Source organism: Streptomyces lincolnensis, from assembly GCF_001685355.1.
Taxonomy (GTDB): domain Bacteria; phylum Actinomycetota; class Actinomycetes; order Streptomycetales; family Streptomycetaceae; genus Streptomyces; species Streptomyces lincolnensis.
Genome location: NZ_CP016438.1, coordinates 647,154 through 665,597 on the forward strand (window position 1 = coordinate 647,154; position 18,444 = coordinate 665,597).

13 protein-coding genes are annotated in these 18,444 nt (G+C 72.5%); 7 read left to right on the forward strand and 6 right to left on the reverse strand.

The genetic code is table 11. The features are described from left to right. Positions 1 to 64 precede the first annotated feature (64 nt). On the forward strand, positions 65 to 4,351 hold the full coding sequence (locus tag SLINC_RS03025) for an aminotransferase class I/II-fold pyridoxal phosphate-dependent enzyme (RefSeq protein ID WP_067426334.1): 4,287 nt from the start codon (positions 65 to 67) through the stop codon (positions 4,349 to 4,351). 6 nt (positions 4,352 to 4,357) lie between these two features. Next, entirely contained in the window at positions 4,358 to 5,128 is a 771-nt protein-coding gene (locus SLINC_RS03030) for a class I SAM-dependent methyltransferase (RefSeq protein WP_067426337.1), read from the forward strand. Here the strand turns inward: SLINC_RS03030 and SLINC_RS03035 are convergent. Together SLINC_RS03035 and SLINC_RS50180 are read right to left on the reverse strand one after the other, a co-directional pair. Then, positions 5,067 to 6,839 (reverse strand): glycoside hydrolase family 15 protein, encoded by a 1,773-nt coding sequence (locus SLINC_RS03035; RefSeq protein ID WP_067426338.1) that lies wholly within the window; start codon positions 6,837 to 6,839, stop codon positions 5,067 to 5,069. The two genes, SLINC_RS03030 and SLINC_RS03035, sit on opposite strands and share 62 nt — an antisense overlap. A 175-nt stretch (positions 6,840 to 7,014) precedes the next feature. Further along, complete coding sequence (locus tag SLINC_RS50180) at positions 7,015 to 7,677, reverse strand: chaplin (protein WP_067426339.1); 663 nt, start codon at positions 7,675 to 7,677, stop codon at positions 7,015 to 7,017. A 299-nt stretch (positions 7,678 to 7,976) separates the two neighbouring features. On the opposite strand from SLINC_RS50180, the gene SLINC_RS03045 reads away from it, so the two are divergent. Then, positions 7,977 to 9,566 (forward strand): alpha/beta hydrolase, encoded by a 1,590-nt coding sequence (locus tag SLINC_RS03045; RefSeq protein WP_067426341.1) that lies wholly within the window; start codon positions 7,977 to 7,979, stop codon positions 9,564 to 9,566. Positions 9,567 to 10,063: 497 nt separating this feature from the next. Then, the gene (locus SLINC_RS03050) at positions 10,064 to 10,297 is read left to right on the forward strand and encodes a hypothetical protein (protein ID WP_067426344.1); all 234 of its coding nucleotides are present in this window, start codon (positions 10,064 to 10,066) and stop codon (positions 10,295 to 10,297) included. On the opposite strand, the gene asnB is transcribed toward SLINC_RS03050, so the two are convergent. Together asnB and SLINC_RS03060 are read right to left on the reverse strand one after the other, a co-directional pair. Further along, complete coding sequence (asnB, locus tag SLINC_RS03055) at positions 10,267 to 12,111, reverse strand: asparagine synthase (glutamine-hydrolyzing) (protein ID WP_067426346.1); 1,845 nt, start codon at positions 12,109 to 12,111, stop codon at positions 10,267 to 10,269. The genes SLINC_RS03050 and asnB overlap by 31 nt on opposite strands. A 282-nt stretch (positions 12,112 to 12,393) precedes the next feature. Continuing rightward, positions 12,394 to 12,822, reverse strand: coding sequence for a MarR family winged helix-turn-helix transcriptional regulator (locus SLINC_RS03060; protein ID WP_067426347.1), 429 nt, complete (start codon positions 12,820 to 12,822; stop codon positions 12,394 to 12,396). A gap of 69 nt (positions 12,823 to 12,891) precedes the next feature. Here SLINC_RS03060 and SLINC_RS03065 point away from each other — a divergent pair, with 69 nt between their 5' ends. Next, positions 12,892 to 13,335 (forward strand): PaaI family thioesterase, encoded by a 444-nt coding sequence (locus SLINC_RS03065; protein WP_067426349.1) that lies wholly within the window; start codon positions 12,892 to 12,894, stop codon positions 13,333 to 13,335. 132 nt (positions 13,336 to 13,467) lie between these two features. Continuing rightward, complete coding sequence (locus tag SLINC_RS03070; RefSeq protein WP_067426350.1) at positions 13,468 to 14,565, forward strand: baeRF3 domain-containing protein; 1,098 nt, start codon at positions 13,468 to 13,470, stop codon at positions 14,563 to 14,565. Between the two features lie 24 nt (positions 14,566 to 14,589). Here the strand turns inward: SLINC_RS03070 and SLINC_RS03075 are convergent, their stop codons facing one another. Next, positions 14,590 to 15,003, reverse strand: coding sequence for an SsgA family sporulation/cell division regulator (locus SLINC_RS03075; RefSeq protein ID WP_067426352.1), 414 nt, complete (start codon positions 15,001 to 15,003; stop codon positions 14,590 to 14,592). Between the two features lie 448 nt (positions 15,004 to 15,451). Here SLINC_RS03075 and SLINC_RS03080 point away from each other — a divergent pair, with 448 nt between their 5' ends. Further along, complete coding sequence (locus SLINC_RS03080) at positions 15,452 to 16,882, forward strand: PP2C family protein-serine/threonine phosphatase (RefSeq protein WP_067426354.1); 1,431 nt, start codon at positions 15,452 to 15,454, stop codon at positions 16,880 to 16,882. Here SLINC_RS03080 and SLINC_RS03085 read toward each other — a convergent pair. After that, positions 16,872 to 18,356, reverse strand: a complete 1,485-nt coding sequence (locus SLINC_RS03085; RefSeq protein ID WP_067426356.1) for a DNA-binding protein NsdB — start codon at positions 18,354 to 18,356, stop codon at positions 16,872 to 16,874. The genes SLINC_RS03080 and SLINC_RS03085 overlap by 11 nt on opposite strands. Positions 18,357 to 18,444 lie beyond the last annotated feature (88 nt).

Sequence of the window (18,444 nt, forward strand, 5' to 3'; positions counted from 1 at the left end):
GGTGGACGGTCCGGTCTCCTCCAGCGGGAGGAGGCGCTTGCCCTTGGCGCCCGCACAACGGCTCATGGCCGCTCACATCGCGCTGGTCACGGCCGCCACGAGTCTCTACATGACGGTGCCCGCCACGCGCACCCCGCTGTGGGCGGTCATCGGACTCGCGGGCGTGGCCGCCGTCCTGACGGGCGTTCAGCTGCACCGGCCCGCCCATCGCCTGCCCTGGTGGCTTCTGGCGGCCGGGCTGCTCACGTTCATCGCGGGCGACACGTACTACAACGTGATGGAGGAGTACTTCCACGCCTCCAACCCGTTCCCCTCCCCCGCGGACGCCAGCTACCTGGCCACCTATCCGCTGTTCGCCGCCGGGCTCTACGGCCTGGTCCGGTACCGCTGGGCGGCCCACGACCTGCCCAGTCTGCTCGACGCGCTGATCGTCACCGCCGGTCTGGCCCTGCCGGTGTGGGTGTACCTGGTGCATCCGCTCACCGAGGTGCAGGGGCTGACCTGGCAGCAGCGGGCCATCAGCATCGCCTACCCGCTCGGTGACGTACTCGTGCTCGCCCTGCTGGCCCGCCTGCTGACGCCGAGACCGCTCGACGGACAGAACCGGTCCGTGCGGCTGCTGGTGCTCGGCACCGTGACGCTGCTCGGCTTCGACATCGCCTACGGCATCTTCCAGCTCAACGAGATGTGGCAGACGGGCACGCTGCTGGACGCCGGGTGGATCGTCTTCTACACGGCCTGGGGCCTGGCCGCGCTGCACCCCTCGATGGTGGAGCTGACGGCCGCCGTGCCGGTGCGGGGCTCCCTGCTGCCGCCGCCGCGCCGGCTGGTCGTGCTGGCCGCGGCCACTCTCATCGCACCGGCGATCCTGCTGTACGAGGGGCTGACCCACACCGCACACGACGCCGCCGTGATCGCCGCCTTCTCGGCCGGGCTGTTCCTGCTGGTCATCCTGCGGCTGACGGGCATGGTGGTGGCCCACCGCCGGGCGGTCGCGCGGGAGCTGGCGCTGCGCGAGGCGGCGGCCTCGCTGGTGTCGGCCCTGCGGCGGGAGGAGGTGGCGGGCTCGTGCGAGGCGGCCGTGGACACGCTGCTGGGGCCCGGCGCACCGCACCGCACGGTGCTGCTGTCGGCCGAGCGGGCGGCGGGCCTGGCCCCGGACCGCTCCCGGCTCCTGGCCTCCGACGCCCTGGGCCCCGATCTCACGGCCGAGGTGGCGGGAATGGACGGTTCGCCGTCGGTCCTGGTGTGCCCCATGACCCGGCAGGACCATCCCGCCACGGAGGTGCCGGGCGTCCTGCTGGTCGCCGGACCGGCCGGGACGCTCTCGGAGACCCGCGGCTCGCTGGAGATCCTCGCCTCGCACGCGGGACTCGCGCTGGACCGCATCGCGCTGCGCCAGAAGGTCGTGCGCCGGGAGAGCGAGGCGTATTTCGGCACCCTCGTGCGCAACGCCTCGGACGTCATCCTGATCCTGGAGGACGACGACACCATCCGGTACGCGAGCCCGTCCGCGGCCACCGTGTTCGGCACCTCCGATCTGGTCGGCGTACCGCTGCCGGACCTGGTGGATCCCCGGGACCGGCAGCGGGCCGCCCGTGAGCTGACCGCCGTACGGGACAAGGGACCGCGGGCGACGCACGACCACTGGTGGGTGCGGCGCCGCGACGGCCGGGCGGAGGTGGACGTGCGGTGCAGCGACTTCCGCGAGGAGCCCACCGTGGGCGGGCTGGTGATCACCCTGCGGGACGTGACCGAGCAGCGGCGGCTGGAGCACGAACTGACCCAGCGGGCCTTCCACGACTCGCTGACCGGGCTGCCCAACCGGACACTGCTGCTGGAGCGGATCGAACGTGCCCTGCTGCGCGGCCGGCGCGAGTCGTCGCTGACGTGTCTGCTCTTCATCGACCTGGACGACTTCAAGCTGGTCAACGACACGCTGGGGCACTCGGCGGGCGACCATCTGCTGACGGCCGTCGGCCGTCGCCTGTCCGGGGCGCTGCGGCGCACCGACACCGCGGCCCGGCTGGGCGGCGACGAGTTCGCCGTCCTGATGGAGGACGCGCGCGAGCCGCTGGACGCCGAACTGCTGGCGGCGCAGGTGATCCAGACGCTGACCAAGCCGTTCGACCTCAGTGCGGAGTCGGTGACCGTGACCGCCAGCGTGGGGGTGGCCACCGCGCGCGACAGCGCGAACGCCGAGGAACTGCTGAGCCATGCCGACCTCGCGCTGTACGCGGCGAAGGCGGCCGGCAAGCGGCAGTGGCGGCGGTTCAGGCCGCTGCTGCACGAGCGGGTGGTGGAGCGGCACGATCTCCAGACCCGGCTCGCGCGGGCGGTCGCCGGGCAGGAGTTCACGCTGCGCTATCAGCCCGTGGTGGACATCACCGCCGGCGAGGTCGTCGGGTTCGAGGCGCTGGTGCGCTGGCCTCGTGCCCCCCTGCCGGCCGTGCCGCCGGAGCGGTTCATCTCGCTGGCCGAGGAGACCGGGCACATCGCGCCGCTGGGGTCGTGGGTGCTGCACCACGCGGTCCACGACATCGCGGAGCTGCAACGGCTGCCCGCGGCGGCCGGGCCGCCGTACGTCAGTGTGAACGTCTCCGCCCGCCAGTTCCGGGACATCGGGTTCGTGGACCAGGTCGGCCAGGCGCTGCGGACTCCGGGGCTGGCTCCCGGTTCGCTCCAGCTGGAGCTGACGGAGACGGTGCTGCTGCGGCACGACGAGGGGATCGAGGAGGTGCTGCGTGCCCTCAAGGACCTGGGGGTGCACATCGCGGTCGACGACTTCGGCACGGGGTTCTCCTCGCTGCGCTATCTGCGGGACTTCCCCATCGACGTACTGAAGATCGACAAGTCCTTCATCGACGACATCACGCACGACCCGCGGCAGGTGGTGCTGGTCGAGGGCATCGTGCGCATCGCCGACACCCTGGGGTTGCAGGTGATCGCCGAGGGGATCGAGGAGCCGGCGCAGCGGGATCTGCTGGCGGGCATGGGCTGCCGGTTCGGGCAGGGGTATCTGTTCGCGCGGCCCATGACGGTCGAGCAGAGCGGGCACGTGCTGAGCGACGGGAGCGGCCACGGCCGGCGGGGCCCGGCAGCGCGCCCGGTCGACGGCCCGCGGCCCGCGGCCCGCCGTGCGGACCGCTGGGCCGACCTGGAGCATCTGCGGCGCACCAGTCCGATGAGCGACGCGGTGCTCGACGAGGTGCGGGGACGGCGCATCCGCAGCCGCGGCCACTGGCTGATCGACTTCGCGTCCTGCAACTACCTCGGTTTCGACTGGGATCCGGAGATCGCCGCCCGCATCGAGCCCGCCGTACGCCGCTGGGGCACCCACCCGAGCTGGTCACGGCTGCTGGGCAGTCCGCAGTTGTACCCCGAGATCGAGGAGCGGCTCGCCGCCCTGCTGGGCGCGCCGGACACCCTGCTGCTGCCGACCCTGACACTCATCCACTCCTCGGTCATCCCGGTCCTGGCCGCGGGCGGTCATGTCTTCGTCGAGGCCCGGGCGCATCGCACGGTGTACGACGGCTGCGTCGTCGCCCGCGGCCAGGGCGCCACCCTGCGCCGCTTCCACGCCGAACGGCCCGAGGAACTGGCCGCGTTGCTGGCCTCGGCGCCCGCGGCAGCGCCCCGCCTGGTCTGCCTGGACGGCGTGGACAGCATGAGCGGCAACATCCCCGACCTGCCCGCGCTGGCCGCGGTGTGCCGGGAGTACGAAGCGACGCTGTACGTGGACGACGCGCACGGCTTCGGCGTGCTCGGGGAGCGCGGCCCGGACGAACTGTGCCCGTACGGCTCGCGCGGCAACGGGGCGCTGCGGCACACCGGGCAGACGTACGACGGGATCGTGCTCGCCGCCGGTTTCTCCAAGGCCTACTCGTCGCTGCTGGCGTTCCTGGCGCTGCCCACCGAGCTGAAGAACCGGCTGAAGACGGCCGCGGCGCCCTACCTGTACTCGGGTCCCTCCCCGACCGCCTCGCTGGCCACCGCGCTGGCGGGACTGGACGTCAACGAGCGGCGGGGCGACGCCCTGCGCGCCGGTCTGTACCGCAAGACGGTCAGGGTGCTGGACCATCTGGAAGACCTGGACGTGGACACCCTCAACATCGACCGGCTGCCCATCGTGGAGATCCCGCTGAAGAACCCGGACGACCTCGACGCGGTCGCCGCGTTCCTGTGGGAGGAGGGCATCTATGTGACGCTGGCCCCCTATCCGCTCGTACCGCGTGACCGGGTCGGCTTCCGGGTCCAGATCACGGCGCTGAACTCCGACGAGGAGATCGAGCGGCTGACCGGCACACTGACCCGGCTGGCGGCGCGGTTCCCGCTGCGGCCCAGGGGGTGAGCGGCGATGACCACCCACAACGACGACGTGGACTGGGACCGTTGGCCGGTCGCCGACTATCTCGCGGAGAACTACCGGGAGGTGCATCCCTCGGACGCCGCGGTCATCGCCCACCATTCGGCGTTCTACCGCCGGCTCGCGCCGGGCAGTGTCGGCCGCTCGGTGGAGTTCGGGGCCGGACCGAACCTGTATCCGCTGATTCTGGCGTCCGCGGCGAGCCGTCACATCGACGCCGTGGAGGCGGGCCGCAGCAATGTCGCCTATCTGGAACGGCAGATCGTGTGCGGGCCCGAGGCCAGCTGGCTGCCCTTCCACGCGCTGTGCCGGCGGCTGAACCCGGCTCTGCCCGCGACCCTGGCGGGATCGCTGGCGCGGGTGGACGTGGTGCACGCCGATGTACGGGAGCTCGCACCGCGCGGGTACGACCTGGCGTCCATGCACTTCGTCGCGGAGGGCGCGACCGAGGACTTCGCCGAGTTCGCGGCCTTCTGCCGGTCGTTCGTGCGCTGTGTGGTGCCGGGCGGGCTGCTGGTGGCGGCCTTCATGGAGAACATGCCGACCTATCGGATCGGGCCCGCCTCGCGCTGGCCGGGCTGCCCGGTCGATCCGGACACGGTCAGGGAGGTGTTCGCGCCCCTGACCCGCGAGCTGACGGTGACCCGTATCGACGCCGACCCCACCCTGCCGGACTACGGCGACTCGGGGATGGTGCTGCTCACCGGGGTGGCGACGCGTCCCGCAGGGCGAAGGCCGTCTCGACCAGCGCGAGGTGGCTGAACGCCTGGGGAGCGTTGCCGAGTTGGCGGTGGTGGTCGGGGTCCCACTGCTCGGCCAGCAGGCCGACGTCGTTGCGGATCGACAGCACCCGCTCGAAGGCGTCCCGGGCGCGGCCGGGTTCGCCCACGGCCGCCAACGCCTCGGCATACCACAGGGAGCACGCCACCGACGCGCCCTCGCGGCCGGACGACGAGCCGTCGGACGTGCGGTGCAGGAATCCGCCGTGGGCCAGGGCGCCCATCGCGCGCACGGTGTCCCGCACCCGGGGGTCGCGGGCCGGCAGGAAGCCGAGGCCGGGCAGCAGCAGGGCCGAGGCGTCGAGCCGGGAGGAGCCGTAGGCCTGGACGAAGGACCGTGCTCCGGCGTCCCAGCCGTACCGGCACACCTGGCCGCGCACCTGGTCGCGCATGGTGCTCCAGGAGCCCGGGACCTCCGCGCCGAGGAGGGCGCCGAGGTGCAGGGCGCGGTCGGCGGCCACCCAGGCCATGACCTTCGAGTGCACGAACTGCCGGGCGGGACCGCGTACTTGCCACAGCCCCTGGTCGGGCTCCCGCCAGTGCGCCTGGAGGTGGCCCATCAGGGACTTGGCGAGGCTCCACACGTGCGGGGGCACCTCGATGCCCGCGCGCAGCGACAGGCACAGGGTGTCCAGCACCTCGCCGTGCACGTCGAGCTGGCTCTGGCTCATCGCCGCGTTGCCGAAACGCACCGGGCGCGAGCCCTCGTAGCCGGGCAGCCAGGGCGCCTCCGTCTCGGGCAGCAGTCGCTGTCCGGCCACGCCGTAGACGGCCTGGAGGTGGGCGGGGTCGCCGGCGACGGCGCGCACCAGCCAGCCCAGCCAGGCGGTGGCCTCCTCGTGGTAGCCGCTGCGCAGGAGGCAGGACAGGGTGAGGGTGGAGTCGCGCAGCCAGCAGTACCGGTGGTCCCAGTTGCGCTCTCCGCCGATGCGCTGGGGCAGTGAGGTGGTCGGTGCGGCCACGATGCCGCCGGTGGGGGCGTAGGTGAGCGCCTTGAGCGTGATCAGGGAGCGCACCACGGCCTCGCGCCAGGGTCCCTGGTAGCGGCACTGGGCGGTCCAGTGCCGCCAGAAGTCGCCGGTCTCCTTCAGCGCGGTCTCGGCGGGCACCCCGAGCGGTGCGGGCGGGCCGGTGCGGTGCGACGGGGCCCAGACCAGGGTCAGGGTCAGCCGCCGGCCCGCGGTGAGGGTGAAGTCGCAGACCGTGGCGCCGTCCGTGCCACGGTCCGTGACCGGGCCGTCGGTGCCGAGCCATACGGCGTCCGGGCCGGCGACGGCGACGCTGCACCGCTCGGAGCGGCGTGTCCAGGGGATGATCCGGCCCTGGTGGAAGCGCAGGCGCAGATCGCTGCGCACGGTCACGGCTCCGGAGATCACCTCGACCACCCTGACCAGGCAGGGGTGCCGGGACCTGGGCGGCATGAGGTCGGTGACCCGCACGGTTCCCGCGGCGGTCTCCCACTCGGTGTCCAGGACGAGGGTGTCGCGGCGGTAGGAGCGTCGTGTGCACACACCGGTGGCGCCGAGCGGGGCCACGCGCCAGAAGCCGTTGTCCGCCGTGCCCACCAGGGCCGCCAGACACGCGGGAGAGTCGAAGCGGGGCAGGCACAGCCAGTCGACGGACCCGTCCCGGCCGAGCATCGCGGCGGTTTCCAGGTCGCTGAGAAGGGCGTAGTCCTCAATCAGGCTGTTCATGATCGAACCTACGCCGTCGTGCGCTTCGCTGCTCTTCCAGGGTACGTCGCCGGGGGTGGGCCGTGCCTGGCGTGGCCGGTCCTGGCGTGGGCGGTACGCGCGTGGGCCGGGTACGGCGGAGGCCCTGCCGGCTGCCCGTCCGGTGGGGCCTTCCGTGCCGTGTCCGGGGGTGCGGTCAGCGCACCGTCCGTGGCCGGAAGCGCCGGTACATGACGGCGCCGCCGAGGATGAGCGCCGCGCTGCCCAGGGCGACGGGCAGGGCCTGGTCGGTTCCGGTGTGGGCCAGGGCGCCCGGTGTGTGGTGCGGGACATGCCGGGGGCCGGGGTGGGGCTGCGGCGGGGCCGGTTCCGGCGTCGGCCGTACGGGCCGCTCGGGGCGGTCCGGTCCGTCGGGCCCGTCCGGGCGGTCCCCCGGGGTGTTCACGGACTCGTTGCCGACGGCCGCGTTGCCGACACCGACCACGCTCGCGCTGTTGCCGCTGACGTTCACCGGCAGCTGGACCGGCAGGCGCACACCGTTGCCGGAGAACACGCCCGGGGAGTCCGTGCCGTCACCGACGGCGCTCGCACCACCGCCCGCGGTCGTTCCGCCGGGGGCCGTCTCGCCGCCGGCGGTGCCCTCGCCGACGTTGGCGCAGCTGTTGCCCGCGGCGGGGTTGAGGACCCCCACCACGTTCACGGTGTTGCCGCACACGTTCACCGGGACGTGCACCGGGAGCTGCACGGTGTTCCCGGAGATCAGCCCGGGCGATCCGGCCGCGGTCCCGCCGGCCGCGGAGTCCGCGTACACGGGCGCGCTCAACGCCATCGCGCCGGAGGCGACGGCGACGGCGATCACACCATTTCGGGTAACCCGTCTCATGAGGTCCCTGCCTTCCAGACATGGTCACGGGCACTCGCCCGCACCGGATAAAACGCGGGCGAACCATCCGAGTTATGGCTTATCTGCCTTTCACCCCATCGAGCGTCACGCTTGTCGAACGGGCGGCAAAGGACCGTCGTCCGGGCGCCGAACAGGGCGCAGGGTAGGGGGTCCACAGTGATCCCGCCCGTCCGGAGGCGGGCCCTCGGCAGGCCGCCTATCGTGATCGGGGGCGCCGCCTCACGGTCCGCGACGGGCGCCCTTGGAGGCATCGGATGCTGGCCAAGCTGTCGACGCGGTCCATGGCACGGCGCCGCGCGATGATCGCGGCGACGGGGCTGACCCTGGCCGCCGCGGGACTTCCGGCACTGCCGGCGAACGGCTCCGAGCCGGATCTGTCCCGCTTCTACGGCCAGAAGGTGGCCTGGGCGCGGTGCGAGGGCGTGGAGATGCCCGAGGATCTCCAGTGCGGCAAGGTCACCGTCCCCCTCGACTACACGAAGCCGCACGCGGGCACCCTGGATCTGGCGCTGGCCCGCTACCGGGCGACGGGGAAGCCGCGCGGTTCGCTGCTGCTGAACTTCGGCGGCCCCGGCGGCGCGGGTGTCGCCGAACTCGCCGCCGGAGGCGATGAGTTCATGGGATTGACCGAGGGCTACGACGTGGTGGGCTTCGACCCGCGCGGGGTCGGCAGATCCTCACCGGTGAGCTGCGGGGACGCCTCGACGGAACTGGACGAGGACGCCGACCTGCGCACCGATCCGCACGCTGTGCTCCGCCAGGTGCGGCAGGCGGCCGACACGTGCGCGAAGCACTCCGGACCCGTCCTGCCCCACATCGGCACGGTGAACGCCTCGCGCGACCTGGACGTGATGCGCCAGGCCCTCGGCGACAAGAAGCTCAACTACCTCGGTTTCTCCTACGGAACGCGCCTGGGCGCGGTGTACGCGGCCCAGTTCCCCAAGAGGGTCGGCCGCCTGGTGCTCGACGGCGTGGACACCCTCACCGAGCCGCTGTCCGAGCAGGGCGTGGCGGGCGCCGCGGGACAGCAGAGGGCGCTGGAGGACTTCGTCACCTGGTGCGTGAAGGACATCGGCTGCCCCTTCGGTACGGACGCCCGCTCGGCCCGGGAGGACGTCGTACGGCTCGTCGAGTCACTCGACTCGGACCCGGTGGCGACGGACTTCGGGGAGGAGTTCACCGGGCAGGATCTCGTGGGGGCCATCAGCCAGGCCCTGTACAGCAAGGAGTTGTGGCCCGCGCTGGAGCGGGCGCTCGCCTCGCTGGTCGAGGACGGGGACACCCGGGCGCTGCTCGGATTCACCGGCGGCATATCCGCGCCGGGCGGTGGTGTGCCCGGGTTCCGTGCGGCCACCGGGACGGACGGTGGTCTCGTCGACCAGGACGAGGTGCCGGTCGACAACCTTCCGGCGGCCCTGATGGCGATCAACTGCGCCGACGATCCCGACCGTCCCGGCGCCGACCGGATCGCCCGGGACCTCGGCCGGCTGCACGCCACGTACGAGGACGCCTCCCCGGTGTTCGGCCGCTACCGGCTCACCGAGTACCTGATGTGCTACGGCCGCCCCAGGGGCACCGACTTCATCCGCGAGAAGGTGCGTGACGTGCGCACCGCGAAGATGCTCCTGGTGGGCACGCGCGGCGATCCGGCGACCCCGTACCGCTGGACCGTGGAGACGGCCGAGCGGCTCGGTGACGCGGCCGTGGTGCTCGACAACCGGAGCGAGGGACACACCGGTTACGCCTCCTCCAGGTGCGTGCACCGCAAGGTCGACGCGTTCCTGCTGTACGGCTCGCTCCCGCCCGACGGCAGCTCCTGCGGGCCCGAGGAGGACCGCGACTGACGTATGGCCGAAGGGGGCCGGTGGCGCGAAGTGGCGGCTGCGCCGCTCCCGCCGGGTTCCTAGGGTGTCGTCGGCCTGGGGGGCCTTGGGGAGGGGGCGCGCATGCGCCGGAGGGTTGTCTGCGACGTGGTCGACGGCGGTGCGGGTCCGCACCGCCCGCGCGGGGTGGCCGGCTACCGGGGGCTGCGGCCGAGCGGCCTCGGGCCGCGCCGTGGGCTGGAGTTGCCCGACGGGTGCGTGACGGTGCTGCTGCTGTTCAAGGGCGAGGTGCGCGTGACGCCGGTCGCCGGTCGCCGGGGAGCGTGCCGCCGTGTCCGCGCGGCGGGTGCTGGTCTCCGGCCGGCCGGAGCGGTTCGCGGCGCTGGACGAGACCCTCGGTGCCTGGTCGGCCGCGGGTCCGGCGCCCACGCCGCAGGTGGTCGCCGCCTGGGCCGACCTGGTGGCGGGCGAGGGTCTGGTCCGCGTCGATGACCTCGCGGCGGGGGTCGGCTGGGGGCGTGAGATTCCGGACGGCGGGGCCTTCCCCGGAATTCGACAAGCTGGAGAAGGCCACCGCGGTCGCGGACGGGGAATGCGTCCTGGCGTCCCACGTTCCGGCGGGTTCGCTCGCCGTGCAGCGCGCCCTGGCCCACTACCGGGACGAGGCGGTACGGCGGGCCCGCGCGGTCCTGGCGGAGACGGCTCGGAGCCGGACAGCCTCTCAGTCCTCCAGCAGCACCTCGGGCTCGTAGAGGTCGAGCCACAGGGCCAGGTCGAGGGTGCGCTCCAGGCCGCGCCGTGCCGCCTGGGTGCTCACGGGGGTGTCGCGGTGGGCGGCCTGCCGGAGTCGTTCCCGGTCGACGAGGTCGAAGACGGGGTGGTCGGGCCGGGCGAGGAGGTCCTTGGCGTGGTCCTGGAGGGCGACCGCGTACTTGGGGTCCTGGGTGGACGGGTAGGGGCTCTTGACCCTGTCGTAGACGGACCGGGGGATCAGATCCGCGGTCGCCTCCCGGAGCAGGCTCTTCTCCCGGCCGTCGAAGGACTTCATGGCCCAGGGCGTGTTGTACACGTACTCGACGAGCCGGTGGTCGCAGAACGGCACGCGGACCTCCAGGCCGACGGCCATGCTGGCCCGGTCCTTGCGGTCGAGCAGGATGCGCACGAAGCGGGTCAGGTGCAGGTGGCAGATCCGGCGCATCCGGTACTCGAAGTCGCTCTCGCCGTCGAGGCGGCGGATGCCGGCGACGGCGGTGCGGTAGCCGTCGGCGACGTAGGACCCGAGATCCAGCTTCTTCATCAGCTCCGGGCGCAGGACCTCGGTGTCCTCGCCGAAGTGCCGGCCGAACTGCACCAGCCAGGGGAAGGTGTCGGCGTTTCGGGCCTCCTCGTCGAAGAACTGGAGGTAGCCGCCGAAGACCTCGTCGGCGGATTCGCCGGACAGGGCGACCGTGGACTGGTCGCGGATGGCCCGGAACAGCAGGTACAGCGAGGCGTCCATGTCACCGAGGCCCATCGGCAGGTCGCGGGCGCGGATCACCTTCGCGCGGATCTCGGGATCGGCGAGGGCCTGGGCGTCGAGCACGATGTCCTGGTGCTCGGTGTCGGAGGCGCGGGCCACGTCGTGGACGAAGGGGGTGTCGGGGGTGCCGCGCAGGTCGTCGGCGACGAAGTGGTCGCTCTGGCCGACGAAGTCGACGGCGAAGCTGCGGACCTTCTCCCCGTGCTCGGCGAGCTGCCGGGCGGCCAGTGCCGTCATCGCGGAGGAGTCGAGGCCGCCGGAGAGCAGGGTGCAGCGGGGCACGTCGGCGACGAGCTGGCGGCGCACGATGTCGTCGAGCAGTTCACGGACGGTGGCGATGGTGGTGGCGCGGTCGTCGGTGTGGGGCCGGGTCTCCAGCTCCCAGTAGACGCGGCGGCGCAGACCCGAGCGGTCGACGGTGACGACGGTGCCGGGCTCGACCTCGCGCATGCCGTCCCAAACGGCGTGGCCGGGCGTCTTGACCATCGTGAACAGCTCGCGCAGACCGTCGAGGCGTACCCGGGCGGGGGCCAGGGGGTTGGCGAGGATCGCCTTGGGCTCGGAGCCGAACAGGACGCCGTCGGGGGTCGGGCGGTAGTAGAAGGGCTTGATGCCCATGCGGTCGCGGATCATGACGAGCTTGTCGGCGCGGCCGTCCCAGACGGCGAAGGCGTACATGCCGTTGAGCCGCTCGGCCACGGCGTCGCCCCATTCGAGGTAGCCGCGCAGGACGACCTCGGTGTCGGAGTCGGTGCCGAAGTGGTGGCCGCGCCCGGCGAGTTCACGGCGCAGCTCGGTGAAGTTGTAGGTCTCCCCCGAGTACACGAGCGCGACCGTGCCGTGCGGGGTGGAGGCGGTCATGGGCTGCCTGCCCCCGGGCAGGTCGATGATCGCGAGCCTGCGGTGTCCGAGCGCGGCCGGCCCTTCGGCCCACACTCCGCGGTCGTCCGGGCCGCGGCAGGCCATCGTCTCGGTCATCGCATCCAATGTCGCGCCCTCGGCGCGCAGGTCACGGTCGTAGGAGACCCAGCCGGTGATGCCACACATACATGTACCTCCCGCGTCCGGCCCACCCGAGGGACCTCGCCCACCTGCGGCTTTGTGCAGGTGGGTACACCCTCCGGCAAACCAGTTGTATCTAGCACCTATGTGACGAGCGTGTGCCACGTCCCGGATGCGGGTCAACACGGATGTAACACGAGGAGGCCCGCCACCCCCGCACTTTCGGCCGGGCTTTGCGAGTGCGATATACGCGGACCCGCTCCCCGCCGGGCGAATCCGGTCAGGAATCAGCCAAGGACAAAGACTTGCCCAAGACTTGCGCCCCCGTCAGGACTCCCAGTGGGCAAGCCGCCGCAGGAACCGCGCCGCGCCGGTGAATCCGTCGTCGCCGAGCAGCTCACGCAGTTCGGCGTTGAAGCGGTCGATCTCCGGCTGGGCGGCACGCAGCGCGGCCTCCCCGGGGTCGGTCAACTCCAGCACCACGGCCCGGTGTTCTTGGGGATGGGCCCGCCTGGCAAGCAGACCGGCCCCCGTGAGCCGCCCCACCAGGCCGGTGACGGCGGACTCGCGCAGCCCGAGCGCGCGGGCCAACCGCTGCTGAGTGAGGCCCGGTTCGTCCCGCACCGCGAACAGCGCACCGAGCTGTGCCGTGGTGATCCCGGCGGCGGCCAGCATCCGGCGGTCGGCCGTGGTGCGCAGCCGGTGCGCCGCCCGCTGGAGCAGGAAGTACAGACGCTGGTCGTCGGAGTCGGACATGGGCCGATGTTGACAGACGGCACCACCCCGCGCCACTCTCACTTCACTACTGAAGTGAGGTGCTGGACGATGCGGACACTGGACTTCGCGCTGGCCCGCAAGACCCTGGCGGCGCAGCCCTTCAGCGCCCTGCTCGGCGCCCGCCTGACGGCGTTCGGCGGGGGCGAGGCGACGCTCGAACTGGACATCCGGGAGGAACTGCTCCAGCAGCACGGCACCCTGCACGGCGGCGTCCTCGGCTACGCGGCGGACAACGCGCTCTCCTTCGCCGCGGGCTCCGTCGCCGGCCCCGGGGTGCTGGCGGCCGGCCTCACCATCGACTTCCTGCGGCCCGCCCGGGGTGAGGTCCTGCGCGCCCGCGCCCGGGTCGTCCGGGCCGGCCGTACCCGCATCGTCTGCCGCTGCGACCTCACCACCGTCGACGGCGACGGCACCGAGGCCCTGTGCGCCGTGGCCCAGGGATCACTCGCCGTGGTCGAGCGGCCGGCCGGAGCCGAGCAGCCCCCGGGATGAGGCCGCGGCACCCGGCGGGCGCGCGGTGTCGTGTCAGGTACGCGATGGGTCACCGCCACCGACCGAATATCCCGGATGTCCGCACCGGTTGCCCCTAATGCCCGATCCCCGAATCGGTCCTATGGTGCTGATATGGAGCACGCACTCAGCCCCGCGACCCTCTCCGAACTGCGCCGTCCGCGGCCCTATCCCGCGGTGTCCGTGCTGACGCCCACGCACCGCCGGGAACCCGAGAGCACCCAGGACCGGGTCCGGCTGCGCAATGTGGTGGCCGAGGCCAAACGGCAGCTGGAGGCCGATCCGGCGGTTCCCCGGGAGCGGCGCGCCGACGTCGCCCGGCAGCTCGACGCGGCCCTCACCGAGATCGACCTGGCCCACGCCGAGGACGGTCTGGTGATCTTCGCCGCTCCAGGTGAGCACCAGGTGTGGTCGCTGGCCCGGCCCGTACCCGAGCGCGTGGTGCTCTCGGACACCTTCCTCACCCGCAATCTGGTCTCCGCGCAGGCCGCCGAACGCCCCTTCTGGGTGCTGTCGGTCTCCGCCGACCGCGTCGCCCTGTGGAGCGGAGGCGTCGACCGGGTCACCGAGCACCGCGCCGGCGGCTTCCCCATGACCCGCAGCCGCGACAACTTCGACGCCGAGCGCCAGGAGCGGATCGGCGACCTGCCCAGCACCTTCCGGGACGAGGGCACCCGCCACTTCCTGCGCGACGCGGACACCGCGATGGGCAGGATCCTGCGCGCCGACGCGCGCCCGCTGTACGTCACCGGCGAGACGGCCGCCTTGTCCCTCCTGGACGAGGTCGGCGGTGTCACCAAGGAGGCCCTCCACGTGTCGCACGGAGGTCTGGCGCACGGCACCCCCGAGGCCGTGTGGCAGGCGGTCCGCCCCCTGGTCGCCGCCGAGGCGCGCAGGAACACGGACTCGGTGGCCCGTGAACTCGAAACGGCCCGTGGACGCCGGGCCTTCGCGGCCGGCGTCGACGAGGTCTGGCAGAACGCCCGCGAGGGCCGTGTGCGCCTGCTCGCGGTCGAGGAGAACTACCGGGTGACGGTGCGCGACACCGGCGGCGACCACCTCGCCCCGGCCGCGAGCGGCGACCTCGACGCCCGCGAGGACATCGTGGACGAGATCGTCGAGCAGTGCCTGGAGACCGGAGCGGAGGTCCGGTTCGTGCCGGACGGCGCCCTCGGCGACGCCGACGGGATCGCGGGCATCCTGCGGTACTGAGACGACGGGTGCGGCACACGCCGGTCAGACGGTGCCGAACAGAGTGCTCAGCCCGCGCTCCACGTCCGCGCCGACATCCTCCTTGCCGGCACCCACCACCGCGTACGTGCGCAGCAGGAAACGGCGCAACGCGAACGTGTCGAACCGGAGCAGGGCCAGGCCGTACGGGGAGTGCAGCTCCAGTACCGTCGCGGACCGGTCGCACGGCCACAGCCGCACGTCACCGCTGCCGGCCGGAGCGTCCAGCCCCTCCGCCAGCAGGGCACGACCGAAGGTCCAGGTGGCCTCCTCGCCGTCCAGGGCGGCCTCGGGCGGGAAGTCGAGGTGCACGGCCAGCGGGTCCGCACGGACGTAACGGAACCTGGCGGCAACGGGCACCTCCTGGCGCTCCGCGGTGATCAGTCGGGCGCGGACGGGCTGCTCCAGGGCGATGTCCATGAGCGGTCTCCACAACGGGTGAGAGGCGGCCGGTTGTGCCGGTGTCTCTTTACGAGCCCCGAAGAGCCGTTCGGATTACGTGGACCCGGACTGTTTTTCCGTGACCTGAGTCACACCACCTCTCCCCGCCGGGCCGGACCGCGCACTCTGGCACGGCCCGAACCCCCTGTGCCACACTCCCTAGAACACACGCCCGTCGAACACACTCCTGAACGTCGGGTCGGCCACCCCGACGACCCGTCATGTCACGTACTCCGTCTACGACTTGCCCGGCCGGAGGGCGTACACCACATGCGTGGCGCGACCGCTCAGTGAAGACTGTGGCATATGCCAGAGGCACCACCGTATCGGGTGTCGCCGAATCCCTTACAGGCCGTCGCGGGCTGTGCAACAGTCGTAACGGTCCTTCCGTCCGCCCAGGTCGAACCGTCCCGCATCGGAGTGCGTCATGCCGTCCCATCTCTCTGCGGACCGCCCAGCCGCCCAGCCGCCCCAAGGCGACTCGGTCGACGCGCTGATATCGCAGGCGCGGCGGCTCAAGGGCGACGTGGACGCGGTGCGGCGGGACACCCCGAGCGACGGTACGGACCCGCAGGACCGGTGGCAGCGCGCGCTGTGCGACCTGGCGCTCCACCACCTCGACGACCTGGACGGGCACCTGGCGCAGCTGCGGGACGGCCCGCTGCCCGATCCCGCGTCCACCGAGGCGACGCCCGTCGTCCGAGCCGTGCCGCCCGCTCCCCGGCGCGGCTCGCTCCTCAGCCGGGTGGGCAGCGCCGAGTGGAACCTGCTGACGGATGAGGCGAGTTGGTCCGGCGAGCTCTACCAGATCCTGGGCCGTGACCCCGCAGCACCGCCGCTGACCCTCGACGAGCTGCCCTCCGTGGTGCTCGACGAGGACCGGCCGAGGCTCACGTCGATGGTCACCGGCTGTCTCGTCGACGCCAAGCCCATCGACGGCGAGTTCCGCGTCGTGCGCCCGGACGGCGAGGTACGGACGGTGCACATGATGGGCGAGCCCGTCCTCGACAGCGACGGCAGCACCGCGTCGATGTGGGCGGTCCTGCGGGACGTCAGCGAACTGCGCCGCAGCCAGCGGGCGGTGAGCGAGACCCGCGACTCGTTACAACGCCACCAGGACCGGGCCCGGACCGAGCACCGGCTCGCGGTCGAGATGCAGGAGGCCGTCCTGCCGCCCTGGCGCGGCTCCCTGCGACTCGCGCACCAGGGCCCCGAGTCGCTCGATCTGGCCGCCCACTATCTGCCGTCCTCCACGAGCGCCCTGATCGGCGGCGGCTGGTACGACGCACTGGAGCTCGCCGACGGCGAGACACTGCTCAGCGTCGGGGACCTCACCGGACACGGCGTCGCGGTGACCTCGGGCATGGCGACCCTGCTGGGCGCCGTGCGCGGCATGGCGATGGCCGGCACCCGGCCCGGCCGGCTGATGACCTGGCTCAACCAGCTGCTCGACGCCACCGTGCAGCCGGCCCTCGGCAGCGCGGTGTGCTGCCGCTACCGGCCCGACACCCGCACCCTGGTGTGGGCGCAGGCCGGACACCCCGCCCCGCTGCTGTTCCGCGACGGGACGGGGCGCCGACTGCGCGCACCGGCCGGCGTCCTGCTCGGCGCGACCTCCGGTGCCGTGTACGAGCAGGCCGAGGAGACCCTCGAACCGGGTGATCTGCTCGTGCTGCACACCGACGGGCTGGTGCCCGGGCACAGCGGTACGGCGGCCGCGGACCGGCTCCTCGACCTGGCCCCGCGGTTCGGCGAGGCGCGCACCGCACAGGACTGCGTACGGGTGGCCATGGAGGAGTTCGGCGAGGCCGAGCGCGAGGACGACGGCTGCGTGCTCGTCGCCAGGGTCACGTCCTGACCGAGCTGCCCTTCGTCCTCGGCAGGGCCAGCCTGATCTCCTCCCGCAGTTCGCTGATCTTCGGATAGCCGGAGTACTCGGCGGTGAGCCGGTACATCTGACGCAGCCGGTCCCAGGTGCGGTGGGAGGAGTTGGAGCCCATCGACATCAGCGCCAGGCGTGCGTACCGGTCGGCCTGTTCGGGGTCGTCGGCGATGAAGCAGGCCGACGCCATGGACAGGAAGTCGAAGATCTTCGACCGCTGCCGTCCGTCGACCCGCAGGGCCAGGGCCTTCTCCGCGTAGTGCTGGGCGTGCGCGGCCGCGCCGGGCTCGAACTCGGCCAGCGTGCGGTAGGCCAGGGCCTGCATGCCGTACAGGTCCTCCTCCCTGAAGGTCTGCATCCAGCTCGGCGGCGGCACGTCGCCCTTGTCGGAGACGAAGAGGTCCTCCGCCACTCCGAGGGTGCGGCGCATGGCCTGGCCCTTGCCCATCGAGGCCTGTGCCCAGGCCTCGATGGTGTGGAGCATCGCCCGGGTGCGGGGCAGCACCTGTTCGCCGGAGCCGGACTGGGCGAGGTTCATCAGGTCGAGCGCGTCGTCGGGCCGGCCAAGGTGCACCATCTGGCGAGCCGCTCGGGAGAGCGCCTCCCCGGCGCGGGGCCGGTCGCCGCCCTCTCTGGCGGCATGGGCGGCGATGACGAAGTACTTCTGGGCCGTGGGTTCGAGACCGACGTCGTGCGACATCCAGCCCGCGAGGACGGCGAGGTTGGCGGCGACGCCCCACAGGCGCCGCTGGAGATGGTCGGGGTGTCGGTAGGCGAGCATGCCGCCCACCTCGTTGAGTTGGCCCACGACCGCCTTGCGTTGCAGCCCGCCGCCGCGGGCCGCGTCCCAGGCCCGGAACACTTCGACGGAGCGTTCCAGTTCCTCGATCTCCTGCGACCCGATGGGGGCGGCCTCGTAGCGGTCGAACCCAGCGGGGTCGGCATGCAGGGGGTCGTCGAACCGGGGAGCGTCGGCGGTCAGGGTCGGATCGGTGTGCAGCCAGTCGTACATGGCACTGCTGAGGGCTGATCCCGCGGCGAGCGCGGCACCCGCGCCCACCAAGCCGCGTCGGTTGAGCATGAGGTCCATTCCCGTGAATTCGGTGAGGACCGCAGCAGTCCGCTCGGGCGCCCACGGCACACCGTCGGGATGTTCCGCACTCCCGTCGCGTGGCCGTTTCCCCGTACGCCCGTGCCGGACCAGACCGAGGTCCTCGATGGTCACGACACGGCCGAGACGCTCGGTGAACAGGGCCGCCAGCACCCGCGGCACCGGATCGCGTGGGATCTCTCCCATGTCGATCCACCGCCGCACCCGGGAGGTGTCGGTCGCCAGCTGAGGGTGGCCCATGGCCGCCGCCTGCCGGTTGACCAGCCTCGCGAGTTCGCCCTTGGACCAGCCGGCCAGGCCGAACAGGTCCGTCAGACGGGTGTTGGGTTGACCGCTCACGTAAGCCCCCAGGTTCTCGGCTGAGTTGACAGTAGCCCTGGGAGAGTTGCCGGGCGACTATTCGCCAGGGTTCGCCAGGGTGCGCCAG